Annotated in this window: 17 protein-coding genes; 12 read left to right on the top strand and 5 right to left on the bottom strand. The window is 69.5% G+C overall.

From position 1 onward, the window contains the following. Positions 1-50: 50 nt before the first annotated feature. On the bottom strand, positions 51-773 hold the full coding sequence (locus G6035_RS02470) for a hypothetical protein (RefSeq protein ID WP_176615486.1): 723 nt from the start codon (positions 771-773) through the stop codon (positions 51-53). Positions 774-896: 123 nt separating this feature from the next. Here G6035_RS02470 and G6035_RS02475 point away from each other — a divergent pair, with 123 nt between their 5' ends. The 4 genes from G6035_RS02475 (at position 897) to G6035_RS02490 (ending at position 4,599) form a co-directional block, all read left to right on the top strand. Beyond that, positions 897-1,901 carry a J domain-containing protein gene (locus G6035_RS02475; protein WP_176615487.1) on the top strand — a complete coding sequence of 335 codons (1,005 nt, stop codon included), beginning with the start codon at positions 897-899 and terminating at the stop codon, positions 1,899-1,901. 17 nt (positions 1,902-1,918) lie between these two features. Continuing rightward, positions 1,919-2,386, top strand: a complete 468-nt coding sequence (locus tag G6035_RS02480; protein WP_176615488.1) for a tRNA (cytidine(34)-2'-O)-methyltransferase — start codon at positions 1,919-1,921, stop codon at positions 2,384-2,386. A gap of 52 nt (positions 2,387-2,438) precedes the next feature. Continuing rightward, positions 2,439-3,242, top strand: a complete 804-nt coding sequence (locus G6035_RS02485) for a class I SAM-dependent methyltransferase (RefSeq protein ID WP_176615489.1) — start codon at positions 2,439-2,441, stop codon at positions 3,240-3,242. A gap of 160 nt (positions 3,243-3,402) precedes the next feature. Further along, positions 3,403-4,599, top strand: a complete 1,197-nt coding sequence (locus tag G6035_RS02490) for a peptidase S8 (protein WP_176615490.1) — start codon at positions 3,403-3,405, stop codon at positions 4,597-4,599. A 62-nt stretch (positions 4,600-4,661) separates the two neighbouring features. On the opposite strand, the gene G6035_RS02495 is transcribed toward G6035_RS02490, so the two are convergent. From G6035_RS02495 to G6035_RS02505, 3 genes are all read right to left on the bottom strand, one after another. Then, positions 4,662-5,630, bottom strand: coding sequence for an electron transfer flavoprotein subunit alpha/FixB family protein (locus tag G6035_RS02495; RefSeq protein ID WP_176615491.1), 969 nt, complete (start codon positions 5,628-5,630; stop codon positions 4,662-4,664). A 10-nt stretch (positions 5,631-5,640) separates the two neighbouring features. After that, positions 5,641-6,432 (bottom strand): electron transfer flavoprotein subunit beta/FixA family protein, encoded by a 792-nt coding sequence (locus G6035_RS02500; RefSeq protein WP_176615532.1) that lies wholly within the window; start codon positions 6,430-6,432, stop codon positions 5,641-5,643. A 261-nt stretch (positions 6,433-6,693) separates the two neighbouring features. After that, positions 6,694-8,442 (bottom strand): S1C family serine protease, encoded by a 1,749-nt coding sequence (locus G6035_RS02505; RefSeq protein WP_256127680.1) that lies wholly within the window; start codon positions 8,440-8,442, stop codon positions 6,694-6,696. A 315-nt stretch (positions 8,443-8,757) separates the two neighbouring features. On the opposite strand from G6035_RS02505, the gene G6035_RS02510 reads away from it, so the two are divergent. Further along, positions 8,758-10,869: a TPM domain-containing protein gene (locus G6035_RS02510; protein WP_256882552.1), complete on the top strand. Its 2,112-nt coding sequence runs from the start codon at positions 8,758-8,760 to the stop codon at positions 10,867-10,869. A 156-nt stretch (positions 10,870-11,025) separates the two neighbouring features. Next, complete coding sequence (locus G6035_RS02515) at positions 11,026-11,823, top strand: PspA/IM30 family protein (RefSeq protein ID WP_176615492.1); 798 nt, start codon at positions 11,026-11,028, stop codon at positions 11,821-11,823. A gap of 40 nt (positions 11,824-11,863) precedes the next feature. On the opposite strand, the gene G6035_RS02520 is transcribed toward G6035_RS02515, so the two are convergent. Next, entirely contained in the window at positions 11,864-12,715 is an 852-nt protein-coding gene (locus G6035_RS02520) for an aldo/keto reductase (RefSeq protein WP_176615493.1), read from the bottom strand. A 228-nt stretch (positions 12,716-12,943) separates the two neighbouring features. Here G6035_RS02520 and G6035_RS02525 point away from each other — a divergent pair, with 228 nt between their 5' ends. From G6035_RS02525 to G6035_RS02550, 6 genes are all read left to right on the top strand, one after another. Continuing rightward, positions 12,944-13,915 carry an aldo/keto reductase gene (locus G6035_RS02525; protein ID WP_176615494.1) on the top strand — a complete coding sequence of 324 codons (972 nt, stop codon included), beginning with the start codon at positions 12,944-12,946 and terminating at the stop codon, positions 13,913-13,915. 26 nt (positions 13,916-13,941) lie between these two features. Next, complete coding sequence (locus tag G6035_RS02530) at positions 13,942-14,961, top strand: NAD-dependent epimerase/dehydratase family protein (protein WP_371130806.1); 1,020 nt, start codon at positions 13,942-13,944, stop codon at positions 14,959-14,961. A gap of 85 nt (positions 14,962-15,046) precedes the next feature. Further along, complete coding sequence (locus G6035_RS02535; protein ID WP_176615495.1) at positions 15,047-15,454, top strand: molybdopterin-binding protein; 408 nt, start codon at positions 15,047-15,049, stop codon at positions 15,452-15,454. Further along, positions 15,451-16,251 (top strand): molybdate ABC transporter substrate-binding protein, encoded by an 801-nt coding sequence (gene modA, locus G6035_RS02540; RefSeq protein ID WP_176615496.1) that lies wholly within the window; start codon positions 15,451-15,453, stop codon positions 16,249-16,251. Before G6035_RS02535 ends, modA begins: the two co-directional genes overlap by 4 nt. Then, positions 16,229-17,074, top strand: coding sequence for an ABC transporter permease (locus G6035_RS02545; protein WP_176615497.1), 846 nt, complete (start codon positions 16,229-16,231; stop codon positions 17,072-17,074). The genes modA and G6035_RS02545 overlap by 23 nt, the downstream gene beginning before the upstream one ends. Then, positions 17,071-18,195: a sulfate/molybdate ABC transporter ATP-binding protein gene (locus G6035_RS02550; RefSeq protein ID WP_176615498.1), complete on the top strand. Its 1,125-nt coding sequence runs from the start codon at positions 17,071-17,073 to the stop codon at positions 18,193-18,195. The genes G6035_RS02545 and G6035_RS02550 overlap by 4 nt, the downstream gene beginning before the upstream one ends. The last annotated feature ends 76 nt before the right edge of the window (positions 18,196-18,271 follow it).

Consider the following 18,271-nt stretch of genomic DNA (forward strand, 5'->3'; position numbering starts at 1 on the left):
CCGGTTGCCATCGCAACAACTGCGACCCAGTTGGACAGTTGCGGGTGGGGTCAGTTGGCGGGCGGGGCCACTGAGAGCTTGTCCATGACCCGCGGCGTGGTCGAGGCCAGCAGCGCATCGGTGGGGCAGGCCAGCGAGACCACCAGGCCCGTGCCGGCCGTACCCAGCAGGCGCCCCCAGACGGTGCTGGCGGGCACACCCTTGGACGCCTTCGTGCCGTACGACAGGAAGGAAATGGTCCGATTTCCCTTTCCGGCCTCCGCGGACCACGGCAGCTCGGCCGGTTTGAGGGATTCGGGCACGACGGACGGGATCAGGTACGCCATCAATTTCCGGGTGGAGGCAAGATCGTCGCCCGGGGTGATGAGGGGCCCCTGGTTCGACGTGGCCCAGTACGCCAGCTGGCACCCTGCCGTGTTGGAGTACAGCGTCTGCCCGGCCACATTGTTCTTCAGCAGCTTCCATTCCGGCGGCGCCGGGGCGCCGGATCCGGAGTAGCCGCCCTGGCCCAGGATGTCGTTGTAGCCGACGGGGACGTTGCGCGAGAGCGTGGTGCCGGCCGGGAAGGTCATGTTTTTGGCCGCCACGGCCGCGGCATCGTGGCCGGCCTGGATGGTGGGCGCGGCAAAGGTCGACGGCGGCGCCACGGTGGCTGTGGGCCCCGGGACCGGAACCGCAATGGTGCACCCGCCCAGCGCCAGGGCCCCTGCTGCGGACGCCACGGCAGCCAGGAACCGGACCCGGGCCGGAGCGGCCACCCCCACAATTTTCACGGACACCACCTTACCGACCCGCCGACGGTTCCGGCTGCGGCACCCTGCCCGGGCACCGGGCTTGCTGTCAGGGTGCCCCACTAGACTGGGAGCTGATTCGACCCTGCAGGCGAAAGGCCCCCAGTGAGCGAAAAGTTCCTCACGCACTACCAAGTCCTTGGTGTGCCCAGCACCGCGACGGATCGGGAAATCAAGATCGCCTACCGCAAGGCGGCGCGGCTTTCACACCCCGACCACGGCGGCGATCCGGCCCTGTTCCGTAAGGTCACGGCCGCGTACGAGGTGCTTGGCAACCCGGAGCAGCGGTTGCGTTACGACAGGTCCTACGCGCCAACGGCCCGCAACGGCTCCGCTCCCGGATACGGCACGGGCTACGGCACGGCAGGGCGCGCGGCCGGGCAGGCCTCCGGTACGGGGCGGCCCGGCGGCTTCCCTGGCACAGGCTTCAACGGCACGTTTTCCACCCGGCGGCCGCAGCCCGCCCGGAACACCGCCGGCGATCCGGCCGCCTATGTACCCGCCTATGAATCGCCCGACGCCGGGGAAGTGCCCATCCTGCCGCGGGCCACGGCCGCCCAGCCCGTCCATGGCGCGCCCCGGAAGCGTGGCGTTTTCGGTGCTGCCTCGCGCCTGGCGCGCGAGGCCCGCACCGCCCAGCTCATCATGCAGCAGGTACTGCCGGGCATTCCCGCAGCCCGCCTCATCAACGGCCTGGCAGCCCCCGCCAACAGCGGCTACATCGACCACATCCTGGTCTCCGGCTACCGGATCGCCGTGATCGGTTCCATGCTGGTGCCCAACGGCGCGTTCCGCTGGGACGGCAGCATGCTGGTGCACGGCAGCAAGGCGGCCGCCCCGCCGCTGCTGGTGCCGGCCTCCCGCCGGCTGCAGGAGCTCTTTCCCGAATGCAACGTGACGGCATGGGTCTGCGTCCACAGCAGCACCGGCAACCTCTTCGAGCCGGTCATCGACTACGCCCGCGGCACCGAACCGGACGGCTCCAGCACGCTCAACGTGGCCAACGCCGCCCGCTTTGTCCGGGAAGTCAAGCACTTCCTGGCCTCGGGCCCCCTGCCCAACGTGGTGGACCTGCAGGTGCTGGGGCGCCTGCTGGGCGGCATGTATTGACACGGTAAGCTGAAACGGTGTTTCGAATCCTCTTTGTCACCCCCGAAATCCCCGGCAACACCGGCAACGCCATCCGCCTGGCCGCCATCACCGGGGCCGAACTGCACCTCGTGGAGCCGCTCGGCTTTGACTTCGGGGACGCAAAGCTGCGCCGTGCCGGGCTGGACTACCACGACCTTGCCGTGGTCACCGTCCACGCCACGCTCGAGGCGGCATGGGAGGCCCTCGCACCGGAACGCGTCTTTGCCTTCACCTCGGACGGGGAGACCAGCTACACGGACATTGCCTACCGGCCCGGGGACGTGCTCATGTTCGGCCGCGAATCCGTGGGCCTGCCGGAGGACGTCAAGCATGATGCCCACGTGACCAGCCGTGTCCGGCTGCCCATGCTCCCGTCCCTGAGGTCGCTCAACCTGGCCAACTCGGCCTCAATCGCCGTCTACGAGGCCTGGCGCCAAAACGGCTTTTCCGGGGCCCGGCTCTAACCGCCACCGCCCGCCCACCGTTTACAACCCACCACCCCCACTGGAGGCATGCATGTCCGCTCGCGATCCCGGCCTGGCTTTCACCGACGGCGCCCTGCAATTTGAACTGTGGGCGGACAAGCTCTGGGATCCCATGGGCCGCGACGTGGCCGCGGCCGCCGTGCTCCAGCCCGGCGAAAAGGTGCTCGACGCCTGCTGCGGCACCGGTGCCGCCACGCTGCCGGCCGCCCTGGCCGTGGGCCCCCAGGGGACGGTCGACGGCGTCGACCTCTCCACCGGGCTGTTGCGGATCGCCGCGGCCAACCTCGCCGAGCGGGGCATCCTGAACACGACGCTGACCGAGGCCGATGTCACCCAATGGCGCGGCCACCGCACCTTTGACGCCGTGCTGTGCTCCTACAGCATGTTTTTCTTCGCCGACATGGAAGCCGGCGTGGAACACCTCGCCTCCATGCTGCGCCCGGGCGGACGTTTCGTCACCAGCACCTGGGTGGAGGGGGCACTGGAACCCTTCGCCGGCCGCATCCTGGACGCTGCCATCAAGGAACGCCCCCGGCTGGCCGGGGTGGTGCCGGTGGCGAACCAGAACATGGCGAAGATCGCTTCGGCCCGGTCGCTGGCCGACTGGCTCACGGCCCGCGGACTCCAGGACGTTGCCGTGTCCACCCACCCGCTCACCCTGTCCGTGGACGACGACATGGCGTGGAACCTGGTCATGGGCAGCGGCTGGCGCACCCTGCTCCCCCGCGACCCCGAGGCCATCGCACGCGTGCGCAAGGACTTCATCCAGTCCGTGGGTCCGCGGGTTGAGATGAATTCCGACGCGCTGATCGGAATCGGCTCGGTCCCGGCGTAGCCAGCTGGAAGCTGGGAATATCCTGGCAATTTCCCACTGCCCCTTGCCGGGGCGGCGCCGTTCTGAAAGTCTCCGACGAGATCGCATTGACCGTAAATGACGGTCTGCTTGACAAGACCTGTCAAGCGGGCGGCGATCGTTCCCGAAGGAGTTTTCATCGATGAAAAGAATCCTCGCCCTGGCAGGCTCCGGCCTGCTCGTGCTGGCAGCCCTCGTTGCAGGGTCCGCGCCGGCACAGGCCGCGCCGTCGCACCGCTCCATCCAGGTTTGCGCGACGCCCCGGCATGGCGACGCCGCGTGCACCGCCCGCCAGGCGGCAGATCCCGCCGGCCGGCCCGTCACCAACGCCGGCGCCCCGCCGTCCACGGCCCTCACCCCGACCCAGCTCAAGAGCGCGTACAACCTCACGGGCCTCGCTTCCGGCGGGCGCACCGTGGCCATCGTGGACGCCTACGGCTACCCGAACCTTGAGCGTGACCTTGGCGTCTACCGCTCACAGTTCGGCCTGCCCCCGTGCACCACGGCCAATGGGTGCCTGCGCATCGTCAACCAGACGGGCGGGAGCAAACTGCCACGCATGAACACCGGCTGGGCGCAGGAACAGGCACTCGACGTCGACGCCGTCTCGGCCGCCTGCCCCGACTGCAGGATCACGGTCCTGCAGGCCAGCACCGCCTCCTTTGCCAACCTCGGCACGGCCGTCCAGACGGCGGCGAAGATGCCCGGCGTCGTCGCCATCTCCAACAGTTACGGCGGCTCCGACGCGTCCGACTCAAGCTACGGGCAGTACTACAACTTCCCGGGCATCGCGGTCACGGCCAGTGCCGGCGACAACGGCTACCAAGGCGCGTCCTATCCGGCGTCCTCACGCTACGTGGTCGCCGTGGGCGGCACGTCCCTCGCGCCCGCGTCCAACACGCGCGGCTGGAGCGAGTCGGTGTGGAGCGGGACCGGCTCGGGCTGTTCCGGCCTCAACGCGGCCCTGCCCGCGGCATCGTCGTCGAACACGGGCTGCGCAGGACGGGCCATGAACGACGTCTCCGCCGCCTCCGACCCCAACGTCGGCGGGCTCGCCGTCTACTACCCGACCTCAAGCTCGTCCTCGACCTGGGGCCAGTTCGGCGGGACCAGCGAGGCCTCGCCGATTATCGCCTCGGTGTACGCCCTGAGCGGCAACACCGGCTCCGCCGCGACCGGCAGCTACGCCAACGCCATCCCGTATGGCCACGCCGGCAGCCTGTTCGACGTCACGTCCGGCTCAAACGGCACGTGCCCGACGGCGCAGTGGTGCACCGCGGGGACGGCCTGGGACGGTCCCACCGGTCTGGGCACCCCGAACGGTGTGGCCGGCTTCTAGCGGAAGCGGCCGGCGAAAGCTCCCGGCAGGCCCGCTGTTCGGGCCTGCCGGGACCTCTCTGGCTACGCCCGGCGGCGCTTGATCTCCTCCACCGCCTGCGGCAGCACCTTGAACAAGTCGCCCACAATGCCAAAGTCGGCGATTTCAAAGATCGGCGATTCCGGGTCCTTGTTCACGGCCACGATGACCTTGGACGTCTGCATGCCGGCCTTTTGCTGGATGGCGCCGGAGATGCCCACGGAAACATAGAGCTGCGGGGAGACCTTTTTGCCGGTCTGGCCCACCTGCGCGGTGTGCGCAATCCAGCCGGCGTCCGTTGCAGCGCGGGACGCGCCCACGGCCGCACCGAGCACGTCTGCCAGTTCCTCCACCGGGCCAAAATCGCCGTCCACGCCGCGACCGCCCGCCACCACGATCCGCGCGTCCTCCAGCTCCGGCCGGCCCGAAGCGGCCCGGGGGGTGCGCTGGACAACCCTGGCACCCAGGCTGGCCGGGGCGAAGGCCACCTCAACGCTCTCGACGGCGGGCGCAGCGGCTGCCGCAGCCGGGGCGGCCTCCACGCTGTGGGACTTGACCGTGATGACGGCAACGGCGGAGGTGGCCCGCGCCACCACGGTGTAGGACCCCGCCAGGACGGACTTTTGCGCCACGAGCGCGCCGTCAACTGCCTCGACGGCCACGGCGTCGGTGACGACGCCGGCGTTGAGGGCCACACCCACACGCGCGGCGATTTCCTTGCCCTGGGGACCGTTGTCCAGCAGCACCGCCGTGGCGGACACCGAGGCAGCGGCCTGCGCCACCAGGTCCGCCTTGGGCGCCACAAGGTAGTCGGCGAGCTCGGCCTGCGTGGAGTGGAGGATGCGGGCAACACCGTAGGCACCGAGCTCCGCGGCCAGTTCGGCGCCGACGGGCCCGGCCACCACGGCTACGGGCTCGCCCGCGGCACGGGCCAGCGTCAGCAGCTGGAGGGCGGTGGGGTGCAGCCGGCCGGGAGTGTCGACCTGGTCGATAAAAACAACAATGGTTCCCATGTGCGAATCCTTAGATGAGTTTCTGCGCGGCCAGGAAGTCGGCCAGGGCAATGCCTGCCTCGCCCGAGTCGGTGATGATGGTGCCGGCCGTGCGGGCCGGGCGTTCGGCGGCGGCATCCACGCGGGTCAGCGACCCTGCGGGCCCGACGGCGTCCGCGGCCAGCCCCAGCTCGGCGAGGGTGACGGTGGTGACCTTCTTTTTCTTGGCCGCGAGGATGCCCTTGAAGTTCGGGTAGCGGGGCTCGTTGGCCTGGTCCGTGACGGACACCAGCACGGGCAGGGCGGCCTGGATTTCCTCGCTGAAGTCGTCGCTGTCCCGCCGGGCCGTCACGGTGCTGCCCTCCACCTGAAGCGATGAGGCGAAGGTCAGCTGCGGCAGGCCCAGCCGGGCGGACAGCTGCGCGGGGACGAGCGAGGTTTCGCCGTCGGTGGAGGCCATGCCGGTGATGACCAGGTCCACGGCGCCCAGGGACTTGATGGCGGCGGCCAGCGCCAGCGAGGTGGCGGAGGCGTCGGAGCCGGCCAGGGCGTCATCGCTGACGTGAAGGCCCTCGGTGGCACCGATCTGCAGGGATTTCTTGACCGCTGCCGCTGCGGCGGCCGGGCCCAATGTCAGGGCTGTGACCCTGTTGCCTGCCTTCGCGCCGCCGCGGGCGTCGGTGAGCGCCAGGGCGGCCTCCAGCGCGTATTCATCCAGTTCGCTCAGGATGCTTTCGTTGCGGTCCATGCGGTGGCCATCGCCTGTGAGGTGCCGGTCAAATTGCGTGTCTGGCACGTATTTGACCAGTACCACAATGTTCAGTGCTGAGTTTTCCACTACTGTCCTTTGTGTCAGGGACGCATCGTTCCCGCCCCGTTCCCAGTGCTGGGCCGGAAGCGGCGGAGTGTCCTGAAGCCTGTCCCCAACAGCTTAGTTCGTACCGGTCCGGAGCCGGAATTTCCCGGGTCGCTTCTTTACCAACGGCGAAATTGTCCGTCGGCCGCGGCTGCCGCACCCCGCACACGCGGAAGGCGCCGGGACATTGCGTCCCGGCGCCTTCCGCGTGTGCGGTCCCGGATCCGGTCAGCTGCTGGCCTGCAGCGTGTCCAGGGTGACATCGGCCTGCATGGTCTTGCCGTTGCGGATGAAGGTGACCTTGACGGTGGCCCCTCCGGCCTGCTCACGGACCGCGGCCGTCAGGCCCGACGCGTCGGAGATGGTGCGGTTGCCGAACTGGGTGATCACATCGCCCTTTTGCAGGCCCGCCTTCGCCGCCGCGCTGCCGGAGGACACCCGGGCCACCGTGGCCCCGGAGGAGAACTGGCTGTTCTGTCCGAGGGCGGAAGTGCCGCTGACTTCGACGCCCAGCTGGCCGTGTGTGGCCTTGCCCGTCGCGATGATCTCCTGCGCGACGCGCTTGGCGTGGTCGATCGGGATGGAGAAGCCCACGCCGATGTTCCCGCTCTGGCTGGTGGAACTCGAGGAACTGCCGGTGGAGGCAATGGCGACGTTGACGCCAATGATCTGGCCGTTGGTGTTGACCAGCGCGCCACCGGAGTTGCCGGGGTTGATGGCGGCGTCGGTCTGGATCACATTCAGGTTCACGGAGCCGGTGGCCGCCGCATTGTTCTGCCCGCCCCCGGGAGGGGAGAACTGGAAGCCGCCGTTGCCCCCGCCGTCCTGGCCCTGCGGGGATCCGTCGCCGGGCGTGGACGGAACGGCCGAGGAGGCCACCTGGATGGTCCGGTTCAGCGTCGAGACGATGCCGTCGGTGACTGTGCCGTCCAGGCCCAGCGGCGAACCGATCGCGATGACCGTGTCGCCGACATTGATCTTGTTTGAATCCCCCAGCGTGGCCGGCACCAGGTTCGGGGCATCAATCTTCACGACGGCGAGGTCGGAGAGCGGGTCGGTGCCGACCACCTTGGCCGCGTACACCTTGCCGTCGCTGGTCTGCACCTGGATCGTGGCGTGGGCCGCCTGGCCGTCCAGCGTCACGACGTGGGTGTTGGTCAGGATGTGCCCCGCCGTGTCCAGGACGATCCCGGATCCCGTGCCGCCGGAGTTGCCGCTGGTGGCGGAAATGGTCACCACGGACGGCATGGCCTTGGCTGCGGCCGCCGACACGGCGTTGACCGAAGTGGGGTTGTTGACCACCAGGGGCGCGGCCGGCTGGTTGGACGCCGCCACGACGCCCGAGTTCTGGCCCGCCACCAGGAACGACGTCCCGGCCGCCACGCCGCCGCCAATGAGTGCCGCGGCCACCACGCTCGCCGCGAACAGCCCCATGCCCACCTTCCGGCGCTGCTTGGAGGGCGCATTCACCGCCGGGGCGAGCGTGTGCGGATAGGCGTTCGACGCCGGGTATCCGGCACCTGCATGCGTGCCGGCACCGGCCTGTTGTTCCGGGGTGCCTGCCATCTGTCCGTAGGCCGGTTGGCCCTGCTGTGCATCCTGCGGGGCATGCCGGCCGTACGCGGGGGCGGCATGGACGTCGGGGCCGGACTGGGGCCCCGTCGACGGCGCGGCCGCCGGGGGCTGCGGGTAGGAGTGGCCGGCCCCGCCGTACGGCCGGGCGTCGTCAGCGGCCGCCTGGGGTTCCTGCTGCTGCGGCGTGCCGGATTGGGGCGCCTGCCACTGTTGGGTGGTCTCCGGCACGGGCCGCTGGATCGGCGCGGTCGGGCTGTTGTTTTCCTGCTGTGCCGGTTCCTGCTGTGCCGGTTCCTGCTGTGCCGATGTGTCGAGCGAAGGCGCCACGGCCGGCTGCTCCCGGCGGGCTGCCTCCGGGCCGTCGCTGTTTCGGTTGCTTTCCCCGCCAATGTTCTCGCTCATGAGCTTTCCCTTCATTCAACAAATCTCGTGATGAACCCTTGATTGATATCCATCATGGTCGGCAGGGCTGATGCCTTTGGGAACGTTCGCTGGAAGGTAGCTGTGAAGAGCTCCCAGCTTCCATTATGTCGTGGAGTCCGTGCCCGGTCACCGTTGGGACTCCTGGACGCGGGGTCCACACAGTGCGGACACGGGCGCCGTGGATAATTCCTGCCTAGAATCATTGAGGAAGCACCAGCAATGCTCCTGCCCGTCCAGCGCACATGAAGGTGAGCGATGTTCTCAAGGTCCAGGCCATTTTCCCGACTCCTCGCGGTGCTGGGATTCGCAGCCCTCATGCTGTGCCCCGCAGCCATCGCCCAGGCCGGAACCCAGGGTGCGCTACAGCCAGGCACTGCGGCATCCCTCACGTCCCCGTCCCATGGACTGCCGGCCCGCGCCGTGCAGGCCGGCACCTTAAGGGCCGAGCCTCCCGTGACCATTCCGGCAGGCAGCTACATTGTGGACGACGCCCATGTCCTGGGCGGCCGGAAGGCGGACGTCAGCTCCGCCATTGACAAGCTGGCCAAGGACCATGGCCTGACCTTCTTTGTGGTCTACGTCAATTCATTCGACGGCATGACGGGCGATGCCTGGGGCACCGAGGTGGCAAACAGCAAGCAGCTGGGCGCCAACGACGCCCTGCTGGTCGTCGCAGTCAAGGACAGGAAATACGCACTCCTGGCCGACACCGGCGTGATTCCGGCCGCCAAGAACCAGAACATCCAGGTCAAGGCCATCAAGCCCCAGCTGGCCGCCGGGAACTGGGCACAGGCCGCGATCGACGCCGCCGCGGCCCTTGGCGACGCCGCCGGCGGCGGCGCGGGCAACGTGCCCAACCCCACGGGCGGGTACGTGGCGCTGGGCGTGGGCGCCGTCGTCGTACTGGGCGGTGCGGGAACTGCGCTGGCCATCCGCAGCCGGCGCAAAAAGGCTGCCGCCGACGCCACCGCCCAGGGCTACGGCCCCGACGGCAAGCCCCTCGACGCCAACGCGGGGATGACCGTGGAGCAACTGCGCAGCAAGGCCGGTTCGCTGTTGATTGCCGCGGACGACGCCATCAAGAACAGCGAACACGACATCGGCTTTGCCCAGGCGTCGTATGGGGACGGGGCGGTCAAGCCCTACCAGGCCGCCCTGGCCCGGGCGAAGGAGCACCTGACCGAGTCCTTCAAGCTGCAGCAGCAACTCGACGACGAAATTCCGGACACGATTGACGAACAACGCCGGTGGCTGGGCGAGATCATCCAGCGCAGCGAAGACGCAAATGCTGCGCTGGATGCGGAAAAGGCGTCGTTCGACGAACTGCGCGAGCTGGAACGCACGGCCCCGCAGGTGCTGGCGAAGGTCAAGGCCGACGCGGCCCAGGCAGCCACGGCCGTGGCCTCCTCGGATCAGGCGCTCACCGCGCTGGCCGGCAAATACGCTGATTCAGCCCTTGCCACGGTGCGCGACAACGTCGCGCAGGCGCGGGAGCGGCTGGCCTTCGTGGACACGGCCGCGGACGACGCCGACGCCAAGCTGGGTGCCGCGGACACCGCGAACGCCGCCCTGTCCGTCAAGGCCGCCGAGGAGGCGCTGCTGCAGTGCAACGTCCTGCTGGCGGCCATCGGCAAGACCGAGAAGGCCATCAACGACGCCGCCACAACGCTGGGCACCGCACTGCCGGAGGCGCTGACCGACCTGGAACGGGCCAAGTCCATGGTCGACTCCCCCGAATTTGCCCGCTTCGCGCCCACCGTGGCCGCGGCAGCGTCGGTCCTGCAGGATGCCAAGGCGCAGGGAGCGGCCGGGCGGACCGATCCCGTTGCACTCCTGGGCGCCGTGCAGGGCGCCCACATCCAGCTGGACGAACTGCTCACCGGCATCCGGGACCAGCAGCAGCAGGCCCTGCGGGCGCAGGCATCCCTGCAGCAGACCATTGCCGCGGCGCAGGCACACATCTCCGCGGCCCAGGACTTCATTGCGGCCCGGCGCGGCGGCGTGGGCACGGAAGCGCGCACCCGGCTCTCGGAGGCCCAACGCAACCTCGAGTACGCCATGGCGATTGCTGACAAGGACCCGGCCAACGCGCTCACCTACGCCCAGCAGGCCCAATCCCTGGCCCAGCAGGCCATCCAGTACGCCCAGCAGGACGTGGACAGGTTTGGCGGCGGCGGCTTTGGCGGCGGCTACGGAGGGCGCGGCGGCTCGGGCATGGGCGGTGCCATCCTCGGCGGCATCATCGGCGGCCTGCTCGGCAGCGGCGGCGGCTTCGGAGGAGGCTTCGGCGGAGGTGGCTTTGGTGGCGGATTTGGCGGGGGCGGCGGCGGATTTGGCGGGGGCGGCGGCGGCGGATTTGGCGGGGGCGGCGGCGGCGGATTTGGCGGCAGCGGCGGCAACTTCTAGGGCGCCGATTTTGCCCTCCGCCAAGTTCCCCGCCCCACGCCGTGCGCGCCGCGCCACGGTCACCTAGACTCAAAACGAGGTACCAGGAAGTTCCGCAAATCAGGCACAAAGAGACAAGCACGGACGATGTTCAACAGTAAAAATAAGGGGAAGAGAATGGCAAAGCAGTCAATTTTCGGCCGGATTGCGCAGTTGGCAAAGGCCAACATCAACTCACTATTGGACCAGGCCGAGGATCCGGAGAAGATGCTGGACCAGATGGTGCGCGACTACAAGGCGAACATCACCGAGGCTGAGGGCGCGGTGGCACAGACCATCGGCAACCTGCGCATGCTCGAGGACGACTACAACGAGGACGTCAAGGCGGCCCAGGACTGGGGCTCAAAGGCACTGGCCGCCAGCCGCAAGGCCGACGAGTTCCGGGCGGCCGGCAATCCCGCCGACGCGCAAAAGTTCGACAACCTGGCCAAGGTGGCCCTGCAGCGCCAGATCTCCTCGGAAAACGAAGCCAAGTCCGCCCAGCCGAACATTGCCGCCCAGACCGACGTCGTGGAGAAGCTCAAGACGGGCCTGCAGCAGATGCATGTCAAGCTCGGCGAGCTCTCCAGCAAGCGCAATGAACTCATTGCCCGTTCCAAGACCGCGGAGGCACAGACCCAGGTCCACGATGCCCTCAAGAGCATCGACATCATGGACCCGACCAGCGAGGTCAGCCGCTTCGAGGAGAAGATCCGCCGCGAGGAAGCCAAGGTGCGCGGCCAGAACGAACTCGCCGCCTCCAGCCTGGACGCGCAGTTCAACAGCCTCGAGGACCTGGGCGAGCAGACCGAGGTGGAAGCCCGTCTGGCAGCACTGAAGTCCGGCGGCACGGCGGCAGCGCAGCCGGCCATCTCGCAGTCGGCGGGGACCCCGGGCGCCGACACTGTCGACGAGGCAGACTTCGACAAGCTCTGACCACCCACTGCACAGCTGTGGCGGGGTGCGGGGCGCCGTCCTACATCTGCGTGAACGCCGCCACGGCCGGGTCCGCGCCAATGCGGTCGCCGGTTTCCAGCGCCGAGATCCGGGCCAGCTCCTCCGGCGTGAGCGTCAGGGCGGCGGCAGCGAGGTTTTCGCGGATGCGCGCCGGCGTGGCCGACTTGGGAATCACAATGTTCCCGGTCCCCAAATGCCAGGCGAGCACCACCTGGGCCGGCGTCGCGGCGTATTTCGCGGCCAGTTCCGTCACCACGGGGCTGGCCAGGTCCCGGCCCTGTCCCAGCGGGCTGTAGGCCTCCACGGCGATGCCATGGCTGCGCGACTTCTCCGCCAAGTCCGCCTGGTGGAACGTCGGGTGGGCCTCGATCTGGTTCACGGCGGGCACCACGGAGGCGCCGGCCAGCAGCGTGTCCAGGTGCCCGGACAGGAAGTTGGAGACGCCGATGGCACGGACCAGGCCTTCCGAATACAGCGCCTCGAGTTCCTTCCAAGCCTGCGTGTACAAGCCGAGGGACGGCACCGGCCAGTGGATGAGGTACAGGTCAATGACGTCCAGGCCCAGGGCCTTCCGGCTGGCCTCGAAGGCCGCCCGCGGACTGCCCTGCTCGCCGTTGCGCAGCTTGGTGGTCACAAACACCTCGTCGCGCGGAATGCCGGACTCGGCGAGCGCCGCCCCGACGCCGGCCTCGTTGCGGTAGGCCGCGGCCGTGTCGATGTGGCGGTAGCCGGCGGCGAGGGCCTCCCCCACGGCCACGCGGGTCTCCTCCGGCGGGATCTGGAAGACGCCGAAGCCCAGTTGCGGGATTTCCACGCCGTTGTTCAGGGCCAGCACCGGAACTGCAGCGCTGTTGGGGGTCGAATCGCTCATGTCCAACTCTTTCCTTTCGTGCCGTCCGCCCCGGACGGCGTTTTCCTCCAGCCTAAGCCCCGCCCCGCGGGCAGGCAGCCCACCACGCAGGCCCGGGCCCGTCGCGGGCATTGCAGTCGCGGGCACTGTGTCGCGGGCATTGCAGTCGCGGGCATTGTGTCGCGGCCCTTGCATTGCGGCCAGGCAGTGGATTGCACCGGCGCCCCGGGGCACAATGGTGCCATGGGCATGAAATACACGCATCTGGGCCGCAGCGGCCTGACCGTTTCCCGCCTCTGCCTGGGCACCATGAACTTCGGTCCGCACACCGCGGAGGCCGACGCCCACCTCATCATGGACCAGGCCCACGACGCCGGGCTGAACTTCCTTGACACAGCGAACGTCTACGGCGGCGCCGCGAACCGGGGCTGGACCGAGGAAATTGTGGGGCGCTGGATGGCGCGGGGCGGCGGGCGCCGGGAACGGACGGTACTGGCCACGAAGGTCTACGGCGCCATGGGCGACTGGCCCAATGACGGGAAGCTGTCCGCACGCAGCATCCGCATGGCCCTGGATGCGAGCCTGAAGCGGCTGCAGACGGACCACGTTGACCTGTACCAGTTCCACCACGTGGACCGGGACACGCCGTGGGACGAGATCTGGCAGGCCGTCGACACGGCCGTGCAGCAGGGCAAGATCCTCTATGCGGGCAGCTCCAACTTTGCCGGCTGGCACATCGCCGCCGCCCAGGAGGCGGCGGCCCGGCGCCCCGTCATGGGCCTGGTCAGCGAACAGTCCATCTACAACCTCATGGAGCGCAGCATTGAGCGGGAGGCCATCCCGGCTGCGCAGCACTACGGGCTTGGCATCCTCCCGTGGTCGCCCCTCCACGGCGGCCTGCTGGGCGGCGTCCTGGCCAAGGAGAACGACGGCGTGCGCCGCACCGGGGGCCGCGCCGCCAAGGCGCTGGAAGAACACCGCGACGCCATTGGCGCGTTTGAGGACCTTGCCGCCGGGCTGGGCCATGCACCGGCCGATGTGGCGCTGGCCTGGCTGCTGCACCAGCCGGCCGTGACGGCGCCGATCATCGGCCCGCGAACGTCCGCGCAGCTGGATGCCGGGCTGCGGGCCCTGGACGTCGCCTTGGATGGGGACGCACTGGCCCGCCTGGATGAGATCTTCCCCGGCCCGAAGACGGCACCGGAAGACTACGCCTGGTGAGCGGCTTCAACGACGAGCTGCGGTGGCTGGCCCAATCCAAGGCCGGGTCGGGCACCGCTCCCCCGGCCGGGCTGCGCGTGCTGTTCCTGGGCGGCTCGGGGGTCATCAGCGCCGGCTCCGTGGCCCGTGCCGCGGCCCTGGGTTTTAACGTGACTGTGCTCAATCGCGGGGTCAGCGCCCGGCGTCCCGTTCCGGCCGGCGTCGAGCACCTCGTGGCGGATGTCCGGGACCCCGGCGCCGTGCGGCACGTCCTGGGCCGGCGGACCTTTGACGTGGTGGCCGACTTCCTGACGTTCACGGCCACGCAGGCCGCCTCGGCCGTGGAGCTGTTTGCGGGGCGTTGCCGGCAGTATATTTTCATCAGCTCGGCATCGGCCTACCAAAAGCCGCCCGCCAGTCTGCCCATCACGGAGTCCACGCCGCTGCGCAACCCGTTCTGGCAGTATGCGCGGGACAAGATTGCGTGCGAGGACGTGTTCACGGCGGCGTACCGGGAACTTGGTTTTCCCGTGGCCGTGGTGCGCCCGTCGCACACCTACGACGCCACGCGGCTGCCGCTGCTCTTTGGCTGGACCGATGTCCACCGCATGCGGGCGGGGCTGCCGGTGGTGGTCCACGGGGACGGGACGTCGCTGTGGACGCTGACCCACACGGCCGACTTCGCCGTCGGCTTCGTGGGGCTGTTCGCGCTGGACGCCGCGGTGGGCGGGAGCTTCACGATCACCTCCGACGAGGTGCTGCCGTGGGATGCCGTGTACCGGACCGTGGCCGCGGCGGCCGGTGTCGACGACGTGCGGCTGGTGCACGTGGCCAGCGACACCATCGCCGCGCAGGCGCCGGAGCTGGGCCCCGGGCTGCTGGGCGACAAGTCCCATTCGGTCATTTTCGACAATTCGAAAATCAAGGGGCTGGTGCCGGGCTTCCGAGCCCGCATCCCATATTCCGAGGGCGCCCGGCAGATCATGGCCTGGCACATCGGCCACCCGGAGGCGCGCGTGGTGGACCCGGTGCACATGGCACTTTCGGACAGGCTCGGCGCCTTGTAAGGGCGCCCCGGCAGGGAACGCAAAGGCACGCACATGCGAACGTAATGCCATATATTTTCCGCAAATGAGGATATAGACTCGCAGGATGGCACTTATCCGCGTTTCCGAGGCCGCCCGGTTCCTTGGTGTCAGTGACGACACCGTCCGGCGCTGGCTGGACAACGGCACCCTCCATGGCCAAAAGGACGGGCAGGGCCGCATCGTGATCGACGGGGTGGAACTGGCCGCTGCGGCCAAGTCGGCCTCACAGCTGCCCGATGACCCCACCGGCGTCGGCAGTTCCGCCCGGAACAGGTTCGTCGGCCTGGTCACCAACGTGACCCAGGACCTGGTCATGGCCCAGGTGGAACTGCAATGCGGCCCCTTCCGGGTGGTGTCCCTCATGAGCAGCGAGGCCGTCCGCGACCTCGGCCTGGAACCGGGCTCCGTGGCCACCGCCGTCGTCAAGTCCACCAATGTGATCATCGAGATTCCGCAAGGGGCCAAGCCATGACAAGAATTTTCCGCAAGCCTGCCGCCGCGGCCGCCCTCCTTTTGACGGTGTCCCTGGCCGCCTGTTCCGGGGGTGCCGCCGGGACGGGAACCACCGCCGCGCCGGGCAGCACGCCCGGACTCTCCGGCACCCTGACCGTCTTCGCCGCCGCATCGCTGAAGTCTACGTTCACCGACCTGGCCACCATCTTCGAAAAGGACAACCCCCGTGCCAAGGTTGCCCTGAGCTTTGACGGCTCCTCCACCCTGGTCAGCCAAATCACGCAGGGCGCCCCGGCAGACGTCTTCGCCTCGGCAGACCAGGCCAACATGGCCAAGCTCAGTGATGCCCGGCTGGTCGAAGGCACGCCGGCCATCTTCGCCACGAACATCCTGACCATGGTGGTGCCGCCCGACAACCCCGCCCACATCAAGACCTTTGCCGACCTCGCCAGGCCGGGTGTGAAGGTGGTGGTCTGCGCGGCACAGGTCCCCTGCGGTGCCGCCGCCAAGACGGACGAGGCGGCGGCCGGCGTCGTCGTGAAGCCGGTGAGCGAGGAACTGAACGTGACCAGCGTCCTGGGCAAGGTCACCTCGGGGGAGGCCGACGCCGGCCTGGTCTACGTCACCGACGCCGCCACGGCCGGTGACAAGGTCAAGGCCATCCCCTTGAAACTGGCCCGCCCCACCGTCAACAAATACCCGATCGCCGCGGTTGCCACATCGCAGAAGCAGGCCCTCGCCAAGGCCTTCCTGACCCTGGTCACGGGGCCGGCGGGTCGGAAGGTCCTCAGGGATGCCGGCTTTGGCACCCCGTAACCGCCCCTGGCAGTACCAGGCGGTGCCGCGGTGGGTATACGTTGTGGCGGCGGCCGGGGCGCTGTTCGTTCTGGTGCCGCTGGTGGGCATGGTGGCGAAGGTCAATTGGGGCAAGTTCATCCCACTCATCACCTCCCCATCCTCGCTGGACGCGCTGCTGCTGAGCCTGAAGACGGCATCGGCCAGCACGGCCCTGTGCATCATCTTCGGCGTTCCGCTGGCGCTGGTGCTGGCCCGGGCACAATTTCCCGGGCAGCGTATCCTGCGCGCACTGATCCTGCTGCCCCTGGTGGTGCCGCCCGTGGTGGGCGGGCTGGCGCTGCTGTACACCTTCGGCCGCGAGGGGCTGGTGGGCAGGTCGCTGACGGTCCTGGGCATTGACATCGCGTTTTCCACCACGGCCGTGGTCATGGCACAGGCGTTTGTGGCGCTGCCGTTTCTGGTGCTGAGCCTGGAGGGGACGCTGCGCACCGCCGGACAGAAGTACGAGGCCGTCGCCGCCACCCTCGGCGCCCGCCCCTCCACGGTGCTGCGCCGGATCACCGTGCCCCTGGTGCTTCCGGGCCTGCTCTCCGGCGCTGTGCTTTCCTTCGCCCGCAGCCTGGGCGAATTCGGCGCCACGCTCACCTTCGCCGGCAGCCTGCAGGGCGTCACCCGCACCCTGCCGCTGGAGATCTACCTCCAGCGCGAAACCGACCCCGACGCCGCGGTGGCGCTGTCCTTCCTGCTCATTGCCGTCGCCGTGGTGGTGGTGGCCCTCACGTACCGCGCGCCGCAGCAGCCCGCGCGCGTGCCCGAACCGACGGAAGCTGCTGCGCCATGACCCTGGAGGTGGACGCCACCGTCGCCGGGCGCCGCCTGGACATCTCGCTGCGCGTTGGTGCGGCCGAGACCGTCGCCGTCATGGGCCCCAATGGTGCGGGCAAGTCCTCCGTGGTGCAGCTCCTCGCCGGCCTCCTGCGGCCCGACGCCGGCCACGCCACCTTGGGCGGGCGCACCCTCTTCCGCACCGGCAGCCCGGGCCAATGGCTGCCGCCGCATGCCCGTGGCGTGGGGCTGCTGGCCCAGGAGCCGCTTCTCTTCCCGCACCTGAGCGTCCTGGACAACGTCGCCTTCGGGCCGCGCAGCCAAGGCGGCAGCCGGGCGGCGGCCGCAGCGGCGGCCCGGCACTGGCTCGGCGCGGTCGACGCCCTCCAGCTCGCCGGCCGCAAGCCCGGGCAGCTTTCCGGCGGCCAGGCCCAGCGCGTGGCCCTGGCCAGGTCGCTCGCCACCGAGCCCGAGCTGCTGCTGCTGGATGAGCCCATGGCCGCCCTGGACATCGACACGGCCCCGTTCCTGCGCAGCCTGCTCAAGCGAGTCCTGGCCGGCCGCAGTGCCGTCATAGTCACCCACCACGTGCTGGACGCGCTGATGCTCGCGGACCGGATCATCGTCATGGACCGCGGGCGCATCGTGGAGGAAGGCCCTACCGCCGCCATCCTGGCCCACCCGCGCAGTGGATTCGCCGCGTCGCTGGCCGGACTGAACGTCCTCACCGGTTCGCTCTCCGGGACCGGCGTGGTGACGCCCGACGCCGGACTGGTTGCCGGCCGCCTGGCCGGCGCCTTTGCGGACGGTGCGGCGGGCGGCGGCGTGGCAGCGGTGGGACGGGCGCAGGGTTTGGGGCCGTCCTACGCCGCCCCGGGGCCGGGCGGGGCCGATGGCATGGCCGCCTTCCCCCCGTCGGCCGTGTCGGTGTTCCTGGCGCCGCCCCAGGGAAGCCCGCGCAACTGCTTCCCGGTCACCGTGACGGAGCTGGAACCGCTCGGGGACCACATCCGGGTCCGCGCCGGGCGCCTGGCCGCGGACATCTCCCCCGCCGCGACCGCAGAGCTGCGGCTGGCGCCGGGCGCGCGGGTGTTCTTTGTGGTGAAGGCCGCCGAGGTGGCCATCTACCCGGCCTGACCGGCCGGCAGCCGCCCGAAACGGGTGCTCCAAGGAGGAAAGCCCCGGCCGTTCCCGGCCGGGGCTTTCCTCATCA

This window comes from Arthrobacter sp. SDTb3-6, from assembly GCF_013376095.1.
Taxonomy (GTDB): domain Bacteria; phylum Actinomycetota; class Actinomycetes; order Actinomycetales; family Micrococcaceae; genus Specibacter.

Excerpts from the sequence above, each read along its gene's own strand:
- G6035_RS02485 (WP_176615489.1), top strand. The coding sequence starts at position 2,439 with ATGTCCGCTCGCGATCCCGGCCTGGCTTTCACCGACGGCGCCCTGCAA.
- G6035_RS02490 (WP_176615490.1), top strand. The coding sequence starts at position 3,403 with ATGAAAAGAATCCTCGCCCTGGCAGGCTCCGGCCTGCTCGTGCTGGCA.
- G6035_RS02495 (WP_176615491.1), bottom strand. The coding sequence starts at position 5,630 with ATGGGAACCATTGTTGTTTTTATCGACCAGGTCGACACTCCCGGCCGG.
- G6035_RS02505 (WP_256127680.1), bottom strand. The coding sequence starts at position 8,442 with ATGAGCGAGAACATTGGCGGGGAAAGCAACCGAAACAGCGACGGCCCG.
- G6035_RS02515 (WP_176615492.1), top strand. The coding sequence starts at position 11,026 with ATGGCAAAGCAGTCAATTTTCGGCCGGATTGCGCAGTTGGCAAAGGCC.
- G6035_RS02520 (WP_176615493.1), bottom strand. The coding sequence starts at position 12,715 with ATGAGCGATTCGACCCCCAACAGCGCTGCAGTTCCGGTGCTGGCCCTG.
- G6035_RS02525 (WP_176615494.1), top strand. The coding sequence starts at position 12,944 with ATGAAATACACGCATCTGGGCCGCAGCGGCCTGACCGTTTCCCGCCTC.
- G6035_RS02535 (WP_176615495.1), top strand. The coding sequence starts at position 15,047 with ATGGCACTTATCCGCGTTTCCGAGGCCGCCCGGTTCCTTGGTGTCAGT.
- modA (WP_176615496.1), top strand. The coding sequence starts at position 15,451 with ATGACAAGAATTTTCCGCAAGCCTGCCGCCGCGGCCGCCCTCCTTTTG.
- G6035_RS02545 (WP_176615497.1), top strand. The coding sequence starts at position 16,229 with ATGCCGGCTTTGGCACCCCGTAACCGCCCCTGGCAGTACCAGGCGGTG.
- G6035_RS02550 (WP_176615498.1), top strand. The coding sequence starts at position 17,071 with ATGACCCTGGAGGTGGACGCCACCGTCGCCGGGCGCCGCCTGGACATC.